The organism is Streptomyces sp. NPDC088766 (genome assembly GCF_044750845.1).
GTDB lineage: Bacteria > Actinomycetota > Actinomycetes > Streptomycetales > Streptomycetaceae > Streptomyces.
The window spans coordinates 1-14,558 of the sequence record NZ_JBIVKQ010000030.1 but is presented as its reverse complement, the minus strand read 5'-3'; the positions used below and the strand labels follow the sequence as shown (position 1 = coordinate 14,558).

Below are 14,558 nucleotides of genomic sequence, written 5' to 3'. Positions count from 1 at the left end.
CCCCGCTCCCTCCTCCTCCCTCCTCCCAGAACGAGGTATGTGTCATGCGTCCGTTCCGCGTCCACCTCGCCGCCGCCGGGCGAGGCATCCAGTACCGGGAGCCCGTCCGATGCCCGGCCTGAACACGGTGACGAACGGCCGCATCCTCTTCGGCGGCGACTACAACCCGGAGCAGTGGCCCGAGGAGGTGTGGCAGGAGGACGTCCGGCTGATGAAGAACGCCGGCGTCAACTCCGTCACCCTCGGCGTCTTCTCCTGGGCGAAACTCGAACCCCGCCCGGGAGCCAGGGAGTTCGGCTGGCTGGACCGGCTCATGAACCTGATGCACGCCCACGGCGTCGGCGTCGTCCTGGCCACCCCCACCGCCTCGCCGCCGCCCTGGATGGGCCACCTGTACCCCGACACGCTCCCCGTCGACCAGGACGGGCGCACCGAGTGGTGGGGCGGACGCCAGCACTTCTCGCACTCCAGCGCCACCTACCGCCGCCTCGCCGCCGCCATCACCGAGGACCTCGCCACCCGCTACGGCGGCCACCCGGCGCTCACCATGTGGCACATCAACAACGAGTACTGCACCTACGACTGGAGCGACGAGGCCGCCGCCCGCTTCCGCCACTGGCTCCGGGCCCGGTACGGCGCCCTCGACGCCCTCAACGAGGCCTGGGGCACCGCCTTCTGGAGCCAGGGCTACGGCGACTGGGCCGAGGTCCACACACCCCGCCACGCCCACTACCTGAAGAACCCCACCCAGGTGCTGGACTTCAAGCGGTTCACCTCCGACATGCTCCTGGAGTGCTTCACGGCCGAGCGGGACATCGTCCGCCGGGCCACCCCGCACCTGCCGGTGACCAGCAACTTCATGCCGCTGTGGGCCGGCCAGGACGCCTGGCGCTGGGCCGCGGAGGAGGACGTCGTCTCCGTCGACCTCTACCCCGACCCCCGCGACCCGCTCGGCGCCCAGCACGGCGCCCTCGTCCAGGACATGACCCGCTCGCAGGCCCGCGGCCCCTGGATGCTGATGGAACAGGCGGCCGGCCCGGTCAACTGGCGCGGGGCGAACCACCCCAAGCCGCGCGGCCTCAACCGCCTGTGGTCCCTCCAGGCCGTGGCCCGCGGCGCCGACGCCGTCTGCTACTTCCAGTGGCGCCAGTCCCGCCAGGGCGCGGAGAAGTTCCACTCCGGCATGGTCAGCCACGCGGGGGAGGAGGGCCGCACCCACCAGGAGGTCAAGCAGCTCGGCGCCGACCTCGCCCGCATCTCGGCGCGGGTGGCGGGCAGCCACAGCGTGAACGACATCGCGGTCCTGCACGACTGGGACGCCTGGTGGGCGAGTTCCCAGGAGGGCCGGCCCTCCGCGCACGTCGAGCACGCGGCCGTCCTGCAGGCCTGGCACCGCGCCCTGTGGGAGTCCCACCTCACCACCGACTTCGCCCACCCCGAACACGACCTCGGCCGATACAAGCTGGTCGTCGTCCCGCAGCTCTACCTCCTCACCGACGCCGCCGTCGACAACCTCCTCGCCTACGTCCGCGGCGGCGGCACCCTCGTCAGCGGCTTCCTGACCGGCGTCGCCGACGAGGACGACCGGGTCCGCCCCGGCGGGATGGACGCCCGGCTGCGCGAGCTGTTCGGCATCCGCACCCTGCACGAGTGGTGGCCGCTGGACCCGCAGGAGCACGCCGCGTGCGACGGCTTCCGCGGCACTCTGTGGTCTGAGGAGATCGAGAAGACCGACGACGCCGTGGCGGAGGCCTCCTACCGGGGCGGAGACCTCGACGGCCTGCCCGCCGTGCTCCGCAGGGACCGCGCCTGGTACGTCTCGACGCTCCCCGAACCCGACTCCCTGCGCGACCTGCTCGCCCGGATCGCGGCCGGCGCGGGGGCCGCCCCGGCGCTCGCCGGCCTGCCCGACCGGGTCGAGGCCGTCCGCCGCGGTGACCTGCTGTTCCTGCTCAACCACGGGCGCGGGACCGTGACCGTCGACGTGCCGGGCACCCACCGGGACCTCCTCACCGACGCCGGGGTGACGGACCGGATCACCCTCGGCCGCTACGGCGTCGCGGTGCTCTCGTCATGACCGGCGGCCCCGTCCACGGCACCTGGGAACCGCGCCCGGCCGCCCGCTGGGAGGACGGCTTCCTCAGCGGCAACGGCCACCACGGCGCCCTCGTGTTCGGCGATCCGGACGACGACCGTGTCGTCGTCACCCACCACACCCTCGTCCGCCCCAACGGCGCCGAACACGCCGAACCCCCGCGGCTCGCCGCCGAACTCCCCGCCCTCCAGGACCGGTTGCTCGCCGGGGACCTCACGGCGGCCGAGGACTTCACCGACGGACGGCCCATGCAGTGGGTGCAGCCCTTCCACCCCGCGTTCCAGATCCGGCTCCGCCGGCCGGACGCCGACGCCCGCGACTACCGCCGTGCCGTCGACTTCCGCACCGGCGAGGTCACCGCCGCCACCGCCGACTGGACCAGCCGCGTCCTCGTCTCCCGCGCGGACGACGTCATCGTCCAGCACATCACCGCCCCCGCACTCACCCTCGACATCACCCTCGATCACCGGCTCCCCCACGTGCCCGCGGCCCTGGGCGTGGGCCACGGCGCGCTCCTCACCCCGGAGGGCGCCGTCCTCAGTCTCCGCGCCCGCTACCCGGACAGCGACCGCGGCTACACCGGCGTCACCCTCGTCGCGGTGACCGGCGGCCGGCTCTCCCTCGCCGCCCCCGGCGCCCGCGTCGAGGGCGCCGACTCCGTCCTGCTCCTCACCCGCGTCCGCCGCCACACCGGCGACCTCGACGTCACCGAGGAGACCCGCGCCCTGCGGGCCGTCCTCGCCGGACGGACGTACGACGACCTCCTCGACCGCCACACGGCACTCCACCGCACCGCCTACGAACGGGTCGCCCTCGACCTCGCCGCCGCCCCGGACGAACGCGCCCTGCCCGGTTCGGAGCTCCTCGGACGGCCCGGCAGCACGGCGCTCCTGGAACGGCTCTTCGCGGCCGGCCGCTACCACCTCCTCAGCGCGAGCGGCCTCCTCCCGCCCCGCCTCACCGGCCTGTGGACCGGCGACTGGGACACGGCCTGGTCCGGCGCGTTCACCACCGACGCCAACCTCAACCTCCAGACGGCGTCGGCGGCGGCCGCCGCCCTGCCCGAGGTCACCGAGGCCCTCGCCGCCCTCGTCCACCGCCAGCTGGACGACTGGCGGGAGAACGCCCGCGCGATCTTCGGCGCCCGGGGGATCGTCGCCCCGCCGCACACCGACGGCGAGTCGGGACTGTCCTACCACTTCAGCCGCGAGTACCCGCTCCACCTGTGGACGGCCGGCGCCGACTGGCTGCTCAAGCCCCTCGTCGACCACGACGACACCCACGGCGGACACGACCCCCGCACCGCCGCCGCGCTCGCCGAGACCGCCCTGTTCTACGAGGACTTCCTCACCCGCACCGACGCCGACGGACACCTCGTCGTCGTGCCGTCCTACTCACCGGAGAACCGGCCCGCGGGCGGGAGCTGGGGCGCGATCAACGCGGCCATGGACCTGTCCGCCGCCCGGCACGCCCTGCGTACCGCCGCCGCGTACCACCCGGACGGCGCGGCCCGCCTGCGGGCCCTCGCCGACCGGCTCCCGCCGCACCGGACCAACGCCGACGGCGCCCTCGCCGAATGGGCCTGGCCCGGCCTCGGCGACACCTACGACCACCGCCACCTCAGCCACCTGTACGCCGTCTGGCCCCTCGACGAGATCAACCCCTACGACACCCCTGCGCTCGCGGCCGCCGCCCACCGCGCCCTCGAACTGCGCGGCGCCGAGAACGACTCCGCGCACGGCCACCTCCACCACGCGCTGGTCGCGGCCCGGCTGCGTGACGGCCGGCGCGTCGGCGAGGCGCTCGCCCGGGTGCTGGAGGGCGACTTCTTCCACGCCTCCCTGATGAGCGCCCACTACCCCCGCCGCGACGTCTACAACGCGGACGCCGCCCACACCCTGCCCGCCGTCGTCATCGAGGCGCTCGTCCAGTCGACCCCCGACCGGCTGGTCCTGCTGCCCGCCCCCGTCCCCGCCCTCCCGGTGGGCGAACTGCGCGGCGTACGCACCCGGTTCGGTGCCGTCCTCGACCTCGCCTGGGGTCCCGGCGGAGCCCGCGCCGTCCTGCGACCGCACCGCACGCACCGCATCGAAGTCCGGACTTCCTCCGGCACGGAGCCGCTCGACCTCGTCGCCGGAGAAGACCACGTCCTCACCCTGGGGACGTGGTAGCTCCCCGCACATTCCCCCGCATCCCCCCACCCATGGAAGGGACACCATGGCACCTCGCATCATCGGCAGGGTCACCAAGGCCCTGCTCGCCCCCGCCCTGGCGCTCGGCGCCACCGTCGGCCTCGCCGCCGCCCCCGCCCAGGCGGCCGTCTGGAACTCCTGCGACCAGTGGGGCAACACCGTTCTCAACGGCTACACCCTCTACAACAACATCTGGGGTTCCGGCGCCGGCAGCCAGTGCGTCTGGGCCAACTCCGGCACCAACTGGGGCGTCTGGGCCGACCACCCGAACACCGGCGGCATCAAGTCCTACCCGAACGCCAAGAAGGTGATCAACAAGACGATCACCTCGCTGGGCTCCCTCAGCAGCAACTACAACGTCACCGTGCCGTCGTCGGGGGCCTACAACTCCTCGTACGACATCTGGGACACCGACTACGACTACGAGATCATGCTCTGGGTCAACAAGACCGGGGCCGTCGGCCCCCTCGGCACCTCCCAGGGCACCGTGACGCTGGGCGGTCACACCTGGACCGTCCACAAGGGCAGCAACGGCGCCAACGAGGTGTTCTCCTTCATCCGCACCTCGAACTCGTCGTCCGGCACCGTGAACATCCTCCCGATCCTCAAGTGGATCAAGGACACCAAGGGCTGGATGGGCAACGAGACCATCGGCGACGTCCAGTTCGGCTTCGAGATCACCTCGTCCCCGGGCGGCCTGAACTTCCAGACCAACAACCTCACCGTCAGCAGCAGTTGACCGGACGGGGCGGGGCCGCCCGGCATGCGTGAGCGGCCCCGCCCCGTCGGTGCGGCGCGGCCGGCCCCTCCCCCCTCCCCGGGACGGGACCGGCCGCGCTTCCCCGTCCGCCGCGGCTACCCGGCCACGGGCAGCCGCGCCCCGTCCCGCAGGAACAGCGGGATCCGGTCCAGCGGCGCGTCGACCGTCACGGCCGACCCGCCCTCGTACGTCTCACCCGTCCACGCGTCCGTCCAGCGCGCGCCCGCCGGAAGGTAGGCCGTCCGCACCGTCGCGCCCGCCGTCAGCACCGGGGCGACCAGCAGGTCACGGCCGAGGAGGTAGGAGTCGTCGACGGACCAGGCCGCCCGGTCGTCGGGGAACTCCAGGAACAGCGGCCGCATCACCGGCAGCCCCTCCTCGTGCGCCTCCCGCATGACGTGGAGCACGTACGGCTTCAGCCGCTCGCGCAGCCGCAGGTACTTCTCCAGGACGGCCCCCGCCTCCTCGCCGTACGACCACACCTCGTTGGGGCCGCCGGTCATCTCCGGGCCCAGCGGCATGCCCGGGTCGCGGAAGCCGTGCAGGCGCATCAGCGGGGACAGCGCGCCGAACTGGAACCAGCGGACCATCACCTCGCGGTACTCCGGGTCGTCCGGGTCGCCGCCGTGGAAGCCGCCGATGTCGGTGTTCCACCACGGTATGCCCGACAGAGCGGTGTTGAGACCCGCCGCGATCTGCCGGCGCAGGGTCGCGAAGTCGGTGCCGATGTCACCCGACCACAGTGCGGCGCCGTAGCGCTGACTGCCCGCCCACGCCGAGCGGTTGAGGGTGATGATCTCGTCGTCGCCGCAGCCGGACGCGCGCAGGCCCTCGTAGAAGGTCCGGGCGTTCTCGGCCGGGTACATGTTGCCGACCTCCAGGCCCGGCCCCGCCCAGTACCGCAGGTTCTCCGGGAAGCCCGGCTTCAGCTCCGGCTCGCAGGCGTCCAGCCAGAACGCCGTGATCCCGTAGGGGGCGAGGTAGTTGTCGCGGATCCGTGACCACACGAACTCACGGGCGTCGGGGTTGGTGGCGTCGTAGAAGGCGACCTGGACCGGGGTGGCGACCTCCTTGTCCGGCCAGTCGGCGTGCGCCATCGGGCCGTACTGGGTGCCGATGAAGTAGCCGCGCTGCTCCATCACCGGATGGTTCTCCGACAGCGGGGACACCGACGGCCAGACGCTCACCACCAGCTTGACGCCCAGCTCGTCCAGTTCGCGGACCATCGCGGCCGGGTCCGGCCACTCCTTCGGGTCGAACTTCCACTCGCCCAGGTGCGTCCAGTGGAAGAAGTCACACACGATGACGTCCAGGGGCAGCCCGCGCCGCTTGTACTCCCGTGCCACGGCCAGGAGTTCGTCCTGGGTGCGGTAGCGCAGCTTGCACTGCCAGAAGCCGGCCGCCCACTTGGGCAGCATCGGCGTACGGCCCGTCACCGCGCTGTAGCGGCGCTGGGCGTCGGCCGGGGCGCCCGCGGTGACCCAGTAGTCGATCTGGCGGGCCGAGTCGGCCACCCAGCGGGTGCCGTTGTGCGCCAGCTCCACCCGGCCGATCGCCGGGTTGTTCCACAGCAGGGTGTAGCCCCGGCTGGAGGTGAGCACCGGGATGCCGACCTCGGCGTTGCGCTGGACCAGGTCCAGCACCAGTCCCTTCTGGTCGAGCCGCCCGTGCTGGTGCTGGCCCAGGCCGTAGAGCTTCTCGTCGTCGTAGGCGGCGAACCGCTGCTCCAGACGGTGGTGGCCGCCTCCTACGGCCGTGTAGAGCCGCGGGCCGGGCCACCAGAAGTGGGCGCGCTCCTCGGCCAGCAGCTCCCGGTCGTCACGGGTGTCCAGGAACCGGATCAGGCCCTCGGCGTCCACCTCGACGGTGAGCGCGCCGACCGTCAGCCGGCCCCGCCCGTCCTCGATCTCGACCGTGGAGGAGGCCGGCGGCGCCTCGGCGAGCAGCGCGCCGGGCAGACCGTCGAGGACGGGACCGCCGAGCCGCGCACGGACCCGGACCCCGTCCGGACCCCACGGCTCGACACGGACGGTCTCCTGGCGGCCGCTCCACTCCAGCGCACCGTCCCGCTCGCGGAAGGTGCCGACGGTGGGGGACGACTGCGCCAGGCTGACCTGAGGCTGGTTTTCGGCAGGCTGATTCACGTGGCGTGCTCCTGTGCTCCTGGAGGAGTGAGTCATGGAGGAGGAAGAGACATGGGGGTGCCACGGACACGGCACCGGTGCGGCTCGGGGACGTCGGGGACATCGGGGATGTCGGGGACGAGCGGAGGCGTGCGGGGATGTGCGGTCGGGCGGGACGTCGGGGACGTGCGGGGACGTGCGGGGACGTGTGGGGACGAGCGGGGACGTGCAGCTCGGGCGGCGCGAGCGCAGACGTACGGGTCGAGCGGGGGGCGTGCGCGGGTGGTGCGGCCGTCCGGTCAGGAAGCGACCGGCGCGGGGCCCGAACTCGCGCGGACCGTCAGCTCCGGGGCGAGCAGCACCACGTCGTCGTCACCCGGGCCGTCGAGCTTGGCCACCAGCTGCTCCACGGCCCGCCGCCCCATCTCCTGCGCGGGGATGGCGACCGACGTCAGCCGCACCGACGCCTGCACGGCCACCTGGTCGGGGCAGATGGCGACCACCGACACGTCCTCGGGGACGGCCCGGCCCTGCTGGCGCAGCAGCGCGAGCAGCGGCTCGACCGCCGACTCGTTCTGCACGACGAAGCCGGTGGTGCCGGGCCGCTCGTCGAGGATCCGGGCCAGCGTCACCGCCATGGCGTCGTACCCGTTCTCGCAGGGGCGGTGCAGCACCCGCAGGCCCAGTTCCTTCGCGCGGGACCGGAGTCCGTCGAGGGTGCGCTCGGCGAAACCGGTGTGCCGCTCGTACACCGCGGGCGCCTCGCCGATGACGGCGAGGTCGCGGTGGCCGAACGTCGCCAGGTGCTCCACGCACAGCGCGCCGGTCGCGCTCCAGTCGAGGTCCACACAGGTCAGGCCCGTGGTGTCGGCGGGCAGCCCGATCAGGACCGACGGCTGGTCGGTGCCGCGCAGCAGCGGCAGCCGCTCGTCGTCGAGCTGGACGTCCATCAGGATCATCGCGTCGGCGAGCCCGCTGCCGGTGACCCGGCGCACCGCGTCGGGGCCCTCCTCGCCGGTGAGCAGCAGGACGTCGTAGCCGTGCGTGCGCGCCGTGGTGGCGACCGCGATGGCGATCTCCATCATCACCGGCACGTACATGTCGGTGCGCAGCGGGATCATCAGCGCGATGATGTTCGACCGGCTGCTGGCCAGGGCCCGCGCGCCCGCGTTCGGGTGGTAGCCGAGCTGGCGGATGCTCTGCTCCACCCGCTCCCGGGTGGTCGCGGAGATGGACCGCTTGCCGCTGAGGACATAGCTCACCGTGCTCGCCGAGACTCCGGCGTGCTGGGCGACCTCGGCAAGGGTGACCATCCAGCTCTCCAAGATGTGTGAAGCGCTTCGACAGTGCGCAGGGGGAACAAGGGCGGGTGAGAGTGGTTTGACAGTAGCTCTAGCGGGAGTTGGTGTCCATAGTTTGTCGAAGCGCTTCGACTGGGTTTCTCCGGTGTTTCCCCGGCACGGTTCGGCGGGCCGGATGCCACGGGCCGCGGCAACCCTGCGTGCCCGCTGCGACCACCGGGAGGACGTACAGGAACCGTTCCCCGGAAGGACCCCCGATGCAACACCGCAGACACCGCCTCTCCTGGACGGCGAGGGGCCTCGTCGCCGCCTCGGTCGCGCTCGCGGCCGCCGCCGGTGTGACCGTCGCCCGGGCGGGCGAGTCGAGCAGGAAGTGCGCGGCGTTCGACACCTCACGCTCGGCAAGTACTACGTGAACAACAACCTCCGGAACCAGGTGAAGGCCGTCGGCGGCCAGTGCGTCTGGGGCAACTCCCCGACGGGCTCGACCGTGTCCTGGGGGACGAACCACGACTGGGCCGACAGCGCCACCGGCAAGGACCACACTGGGCCGACAGCGCCACCGGCAAGGACCACGACGTGAAGTCCTGCGCCGGTACCGTCCTCGGCCGGCACTGGGGCCGGAAGGTCGACAAGGCGAGGACCGGGCTGCCGATCCGGGTCGGCGACCGCAGGTAAGGTGACCGTGAGCTGGGACTTCTCCGTCTTTGTGAACCCCGGTGTCATGAACGTCGCCCACGACCTGCGGCTGCACGACAAGAACACCGCGGACTGGCAGGACCAGCCCACCGACGAGGTCATGATCCGGCTCGACCGCCGGGGCGGCGCGGGCCCGCTGGGCACCGAGTACGGCAGCGTCAGCCTGGGCGGCGCCATGTGGGACCTGTGCCGTGGGGACATCGGCTGGAACGTGTACTCGTTCGTCCGCCGCACCAACACCACCGGGGCCACGCTCGACCTCGACGACTTCACCCAGGCACTCGTCCGGCGCAAGCCGCTGAGCAACGACAAACACGTCTCCGGCATCGGGTCCGCCACCGAGGTCTTCAAGGGCAAGGGCCGTCCGGACACGAAGTCGTACGCGGTCACCATCGGCCGGCCGGGCCCGCGAGGGGTGGTGGGTCCGCCCCGGATCGGGTACCAACGATCGGGTAGCACCCATCGGTGACCGATTCGGTGACCGATGTGGTCCGAGATCCCGATTCGCGGCGAGGTGAGCCTCATGTCCGCACCACCCCTCAAGAAGCCCGTCGTCACCGAACGTGAGGCCCGGCAGGTGGCGGAGGCCGCCCGGGAGCAGGACTGGCGCAAGCCCAGCTTCGCCAAGGAACTGTTCCTGGGCCGTTTCCGCCTCGACCTCATCCACCCCCACCCCCTCCCCGCCGCCGAGGCCGTGCGGCGCGGCGAGCAGTTCCTGGCCAAGCTCCGCGAGTTCTGCGAGACGCGGATCGACGGCGCCCTCATCGAGCGCGAGGCCCGCATCCCCGACGAGGTCGTGGCCGGCCTCAAGGAACTCGGCGCCCTCGGCATGAAGATCGACCCCAAGTACGGCGGGCTCGGCCTGACCCAGGTGTACTACAACAAGGCACTGGCCCTGGTCGGCTCGGTCAGCCCGGCGGTCGGCGTGCTGCTCTCGGCCCACCAGTCGATCGGCGTACCGCAGCCGCTGAAGTTGTTCGGCACCGACGAGCAGAAGCAGCGGTTCCTGCCGCGCTGCGCCCGCACCGACATCAGCGCCTTCCTCCTCACCGAGCCGGACGTCGGCTCCGACCCGGCCCGCCTCGCCACCAGCGCCGTACCAGAAGGCGACGACTACGTACTCGACGGCGTGAAACTGTGGACCACCAACGGCGTCGTCGCCGACCTGCTGGTCGTCATGGCCAGGGTGCCCAGGAGCGAGGGCCACAAGGGCGGCATCACCGCCTTCGTCGTGGAGGCGGACTCGCCCGGCATCACCGTGGAGAACCGCAACTCCTTCATGGGACTGCGCGGCATCGAGAACGGCGTCACCCGCTTCCACCGGGTCCGCGTCCCCGCCGCGAACCGCGTGGGCCCCGAGGGCGCGGGCCTGAAGATCGCGCTGACCACCCTCAACACCGGCCGGCTGTCGCTGCCCGCCTCCTGCGTGGCCGCCGGCAAGTGGAGCCTGAAGATCGCCCGCGAGTGGTCGGCGGCCCGCGAGCAGTGGGGCAGGCCCATCGCCGGCCACGAGGCGGTCGGGGCGAAGATCTCCTTCATCGCGGCGACGACCTTCGCCCTGGAGGCCGTGCTCGACCTGTCCTCGCAGATGGCCGACGAGGACCGCAACGACATCCGCATCGAGGGCGCCCTGGCCAAACTCTTCGCCTCCGAGATGGGCTGGCGGATGGCCGACGAACTGGTCCAGATCCGCGGCGGCCGCGGCTTCGAGACCGCCGACTCCCTCGCCGCCCGCGGCGAACGGGCGGTCCCCGCCGAACAGGTCCTGCGAGACCTGCGCATCAACCGCATCTTCGAGGGCTCGACGGAGATCATGCACCTGCTGATCGCCCGCGAGGCCGTCGACGCCCACCTCTCGGTCGCCGGCGACCTCATCGACCCCGACAAGTCCCTCCAGGACAAGGCGAGGGCAGGCGCGGGCGCGGGCGTCTTCTACGCCAGGTGGCTGCCGAAGCTGGTCGCGGGACCCGGTCAACTCCCGAACTCCTTCTCCGAGTTCAGGCACGAGGTCGACCTCTCCCCGCACCTGCGGTACGTCGAGCGCCACGCCCGCAAGCTTGCCCGCTCCACCTTCTACGCCATGTCCCGCTGGCAGGGCCGCATGGAGACCAAGCAGAACTTCCTCGGCCGGATCGTCGACATCGGCGCCGAACTGTTCGCGATGAGCGCGGCCTGCGTGCGCGCCGAACTGCTGCGCTCCCGCGGCGAGCACGGCCGCGAGGCCTACCAGCTCGCCGACGTGTTCTGCCGCCAGTCCCGCATCCGAATCGAGGAACTCTTCACCCGTCTGTGGTCCAACACCGACGACCTCGACCGCAAGGTCGTCAGGGGTGTCCTCACGGGCACCTACGAGTGGCTGGAGCAGGGTGTCCTCGATCCCTCGGGCGAGGGCCCCTGGATCGCCGACACCACCGCGGGACCGTCCGCACACGAGAACGTCCATCGCACGATCGGGTGAGACCGCGCACACCGGGCCACGGGTGTCCCACCCAGAGCCCTCCCGTGCGGAGGGCCGCAGGGGGACACCCTGTCCGCCCACCCGTGCGGTGCGGCAACAATGGGGGCATGAGCGACAGTCCAGCCCCACTCGCCGACCCGCATCTCGTCTACGACCCCGTGGCGGGCGACGGCCCCAAGGACGTGGTGATCCTCGGGTCCACCGGATCGATCGGCACCCAGGCCATCGACCTCGTGCTGCGCAACCCGGACCGCTTCCGGGTGACCGGCCTGTCCGCCAACGGCGGCCGGGTCGCCCTCCTCGCCGAGCAGGCCCGCCGACTGCGGGTGCGGACCGTCGCGGTCGCCCGCGAGGACGTCGTGCCGGCCCTGCGGGAGGCCCTGAGCAGCGCGTACGGCCCCGGTGAGCCGCTCCCCGAGATCCTCGCCGGACCGGAGGCGGCCACCCTGCTCGCCGCCTCCGACAGCCACACCGTGCTGAACGGCATCACCGGCTCCATCGGCCTCGCGCCCACCCTCGCCGCCCTGGAGGCGGGCCGCACCCTCGCGCTCGCCAACAAGGAGTCGCTCATCGTCGGCGGCCCGCTGGTGAAGGCGCTCGCCAAGCCCGGCCAGATCATCCCGGTCGACTCCGAGCACGCGGCGCTGTTCCAGGCCCTCGCGGCCGGCACCCGCGCCGACGTCCGCAAGCTCGTCGTCACCGCCTCCGGCGGCCCCTTCCGCGGCCGCACCAAGGACCAGCTGGCGCACGTCACCGTCGAGGACGCCCTCGCGCACCCCACCTGGGCCATGGGCCCGGTCATCACGATCAACTCGGCGACCCTCGTCAACAAGGGCCTGGAAGTCATCGAGGCGCACCTCCTCTACGACATTCCCTTCTCCCGCATTGAGGTGGTCGTGCACCCGCAGTCGTATGTCCACTCGATGGTTGAGTTCACGGACGGATCGACACTGGCGCAGGCGACGCCCCCCGACATGCGCGGGCCCATCGCCATCGGCCTCGGCTGGCCCGAGCGGGTTCCCGACGCGGCGCCCGCCTTCGACTGGAGCAAGGCGTCGACGTGGGAGTTCTTCCCGCTCGACGACGACGCCTTCCCCTCGGTGAACCTCGCCCGGCACGTCGGCGAGCTCGCGGGGACGGCCCCGGCGGTGTTCAATGCCGCCAACGAGGAGTGCGTGGAGGCGTTCCGCAAGGGCGCGCTGCCGTTCAACGGGATCATGGAGACCGTGACGCGGGTCGTCGAGGAGCACGGCACCCCGCGCGCGGGAACCTCGCTCACCGTGCCGGACGTCCTCGAAGCGGAGACCTGGGCGCGCGCCCGGGCCCGGGAACTGACGGCACAGACGGCGGAGGCCCGTGCATGACGACCCTGATGTTCATCCTCGGCATAGTGGTCTTCGCGTTCGGCCTGCTGGTGTCGATCGCCTGGCACGAGCTGGGGCACCTGTCCACCGCCAAACTCTTCGGCATCCGTGTCCCGCAGTACATGGTCGGCTTCGGCCCCACCATCTGGTCCCGCCACAAGGGCGAGACCGAGTACGGCGTCAAGGCGATCCCGTTCGGCGGCTACATCCGCATGATCGGCATGTTCCCGCCGGGTGACGACGGCCGCGTCACGGCCCGCTCCACCTCGCCCTGGCGCGGCATGATCGAGGACGCCCGCTCGGCGGCGTACGAGGAACTCCGGCCCGGCGACGAGACGCGCATGTTCTACACGCGCAAGCCGTGGAAACGGGTCGTCGTGATGTTCGCGGGCCCCTTCATGAACCTGATCCTCGCGGTCGCCCTCTTCCTCACCGTCCTGATGGGCTTCGGCATCCAGCAGCAGACCACGTCCGTCGCCTCCGTCTCGCCCTGCGTCATCGCCCAGAGCGAGAACCGCGACACCTGCGAGAAGTCCGACCCCGCCTCCCCGGCGGCGGCCGCCGGCATGCAGAAGGGCGACAGGATCGTCTCCTTCGCCGGCAAGCCCACCGAGGACTGGGACACCCTCTCCGACCTCATCCGGGTCAGCGCCGGCAAGGAGGTCGCGATCGTCGTCGACCGGGACGGCCGCGAGGTCACCCTGAACGCGAAGATCGCCACCAACCTGGTCGCGAAGAAGGACGCCGGCGGCTCCTACGTCCAGGGCGAGTACGTCAAGGCGGGCTTCCTCGGCTTCAGCGCGGCCACCGGGGTCGTCAAACAGGACTTCGGCGAGTCCACGGTCTGGATGACCGAACGCGTCGGGGACGCCGTCGACTCCCTCGCCGCCCTGCCCTCCAAGATCCCCGCCCTGTGGGACGCGGCCTTCGGCGACGGCCCCCGCGAACCCGACTCCCCGATGGGCGTCGTCGGCGCGGCACGGGTCGGCGGAGAGATCGCCACCCTCGACATCCCGGCCTCCCAGCAGCTCGCGATGTTCGTGATGCTGCTCGCCGGCTTCAACCTCTCCCTCTTCCTGTTCAACATGCTCCCGCTGCTGCCGCTCGACGGCGGGCACATCGCGGGCGCCCTGTGGGAGTCGCTGCGCCGCAACCTGGCCAAGGTGCTGCGCCGCCCCGACCCCGGCCCCTTCGACGTGGCGAAGCTGATGCCGGTGGCCTACGTGGTGGCCGGGATCTTCATCTGCTTCACCGTCCTGGTGCTGATCGCGGACGTCGTCAACCCGGTCAAGATCTCCTAGGCGGTGTCTTCAAATGATCTTGAGTGGTGGATCATGGTGGGGTGATACGTCGCCATGAACTGTCGGATGCCGAGTGGGAGTTCGTCCGGCCGCTGCTGCCGGTGTCGCTGCGGGGCCGGAAGCGGTTGGACGACCGCACGGTGCTCAACGGGATCGTGTGGAAGTTCCGCACCGGGACCGCTTGGCGGGACGTGCCCGAGCGGTACGGCCCGTGGGCCACACTGCACACCCGGTTCCGCCGGTGGGCCCTGGACGGCACGTTCGA

The 14,558-nt window shown here is 71.9% G+C and carries 11 protein-coding genes; 9 read left to right on the top strand and 2 right to left on the bottom strand.

Annotated elements, in window-relative coordinates:
- The first annotated feature begins 109 nt into the window (after positions 1-109).
- Genes ACIP5W_RS31140 through ACIP5W_RS31130 form a run of 3 tightly spaced genes read left to right on the top strand, consistent with a single transcriptional unit; the run spans position 110 to position 5,026 of the window.
- Complete coding sequence (locus ACIP5W_RS31140; protein ID WP_401480631.1) at positions 110-2,077, top strand: beta-galactosidase; 1,968 nt, start codon at positions 110-112, stop codon at positions 2,075-2,077.
- The gene (locus ACIP5W_RS31135) at positions 2,074-4,266 is read left to right on the top strand and encodes a glycosyl hydrolase family 95 catalytic domain-containing protein (RefSeq protein WP_401480629.1); all 2,193 of its coding nucleotides are present in this window, start codon (positions 2,074-2,076) and stop codon (positions 4,264-4,266) included. The genes ACIP5W_RS31140 and ACIP5W_RS31135 overlap by 4 nt, the downstream gene beginning before the upstream one ends.
- 46 nt (positions 4,267-4,312) lie before the next feature.
- Positions 4,313-5,026, top strand: a complete 714-nt coding sequence (locus tag ACIP5W_RS31130; protein WP_401480627.1) for a hypothetical protein — start codon at positions 4,313-4,315, stop codon at positions 5,024-5,026.
- 116 nt (positions 5,027-5,142) lie between these two features.
- Here the strand turns inward: ACIP5W_RS31130 and ACIP5W_RS31125 are convergent, their stop codons facing one another.
- The gene (locus ACIP5W_RS31125) at positions 5,143-7,191 is read right to left on the bottom strand and encodes a TIM-barrel domain-containing protein (protein WP_401480625.1); all 2,049 of its coding nucleotides are present in this window, start codon (positions 7,189-7,191) and stop codon (positions 5,143-5,145) included.
- A gap of 278 nt (positions 7,192-7,469) precedes the next feature.
- Positions 7,470-8,483 (bottom strand): LacI family DNA-binding transcriptional regulator, encoded by a 1,014-nt coding sequence (locus ACIP5W_RS31120; protein ID WP_401480623.1) that lies wholly within the window; start codon positions 8,481-8,483, stop codon positions 7,470-7,472.
- A gap of 361 nt (positions 8,484-8,844) precedes the next feature.
- On the opposite strand from ACIP5W_RS31120, the gene ACIP5W_RS31115 reads away from it, so the two are divergent.
- The 6 genes from ACIP5W_RS31115 to ACIP5W_RS31090 form a co-directional block, all read left to right on the top strand.
- Positions 8,845-9,054: a hypothetical protein gene (locus ACIP5W_RS31115; protein WP_401480621.1), complete on the top strand. Its 210-nt coding sequence runs from the start codon at positions 8,845-8,847 to the stop codon at positions 9,052-9,054.
- Between the two features lie 102 nt (positions 9,055-9,156).
- Entirely contained in the window at positions 9,157-9,639 is a 483-nt protein-coding gene (locus ACIP5W_RS31110; RefSeq protein ID WP_401480619.1) for a hypothetical protein, read from the top strand.
- A 54-nt stretch (positions 9,640-9,693) separates the two neighbouring features.
- On the top strand, positions 9,694-11,628 hold the full coding sequence (locus tag ACIP5W_RS31105; RefSeq protein WP_401480617.1) for an acyl-CoA dehydrogenase family protein: 1,935 nt from the start codon (positions 9,694-9,696) through the stop codon (positions 11,626-11,628).
- A 107-nt stretch (positions 11,629-11,735) separates the two neighbouring features.
- Positions 11,736-12,992, top strand: coding sequence for a 1-deoxy-D-xylulose-5-phosphate reductoisomerase (gene dxr / locus ACIP5W_RS31100; RefSeq protein ID WP_401480615.1), 1,257 nt, complete (start codon positions 11,736-11,738; stop codon positions 12,990-12,992).
- On the top strand, positions 12,989-14,293 hold the full coding sequence (locus ACIP5W_RS31095) for a M50 family metallopeptidase (RefSeq protein ID WP_401480613.1): 1,305 nt from the start codon (positions 12,989-12,991) through the stop codon (positions 14,291-14,293). Before dxr ends, ACIP5W_RS31095 begins: the two co-directional genes overlap by 4 nt.
- Positions 14,294-14,334: 41 nt before the next feature.
- Positions 14,335-14,558 (top strand): transposase (locus ACIP5W_RS31090; RefSeq protein ID WP_401480611.1); only part of this gene is annotated, 224 nt, incomplete at its 3' end.

Bases quoted from the DNA above. Each gene is read 5' to 3' on its own strand.
- ACIP5W_RS31140 (WP_401480631.1), top strand. From the start codon at position 110: ATGCCCGGCCTGAACACGGTGACGAACGGCCGCATCCTCTTCGGCGGC.
- ACIP5W_RS31105 (WP_401480617.1), top strand. From the start codon at position 9,694: ATGTCCGCACCACCCCTCAAGAAGCCCGTCGTCACCGAACGTGAGGCC.
- ACIP5W_RS31135 (WP_401480629.1), top strand. From the start codon at position 2,074: ATGACCGGCGGCCCCGTCCACGGCACCTGGGAACCGCGCCCGGCCGCC.
- dxr (WP_401480615.1), top strand. From the start codon at position 11,736: ATGAGCGACAGTCCAGCCCCACTCGCCGACCCGCATCTCGTCTACGAC.
- ACIP5W_RS31095 (WP_401480613.1), top strand. From the start codon at position 12,989: ATGACGACCCTGATGTTCATCCTCGGCATAGTGGTCTTCGCGTTCGGC.
- ACIP5W_RS31130 (WP_401480627.1), top strand. From the start codon at position 4,313: ATGGCACCTCGCATCATCGGCAGGGTCACCAAGGCCCTGCTCGCCCCC.
- ACIP5W_RS31120 (WP_401480623.1), bottom strand. From the start codon at position 8,483: ATGGTCACCCTTGCCGAGGTCGCCCAGCACGCCGGAGTCTCGGCGAGC.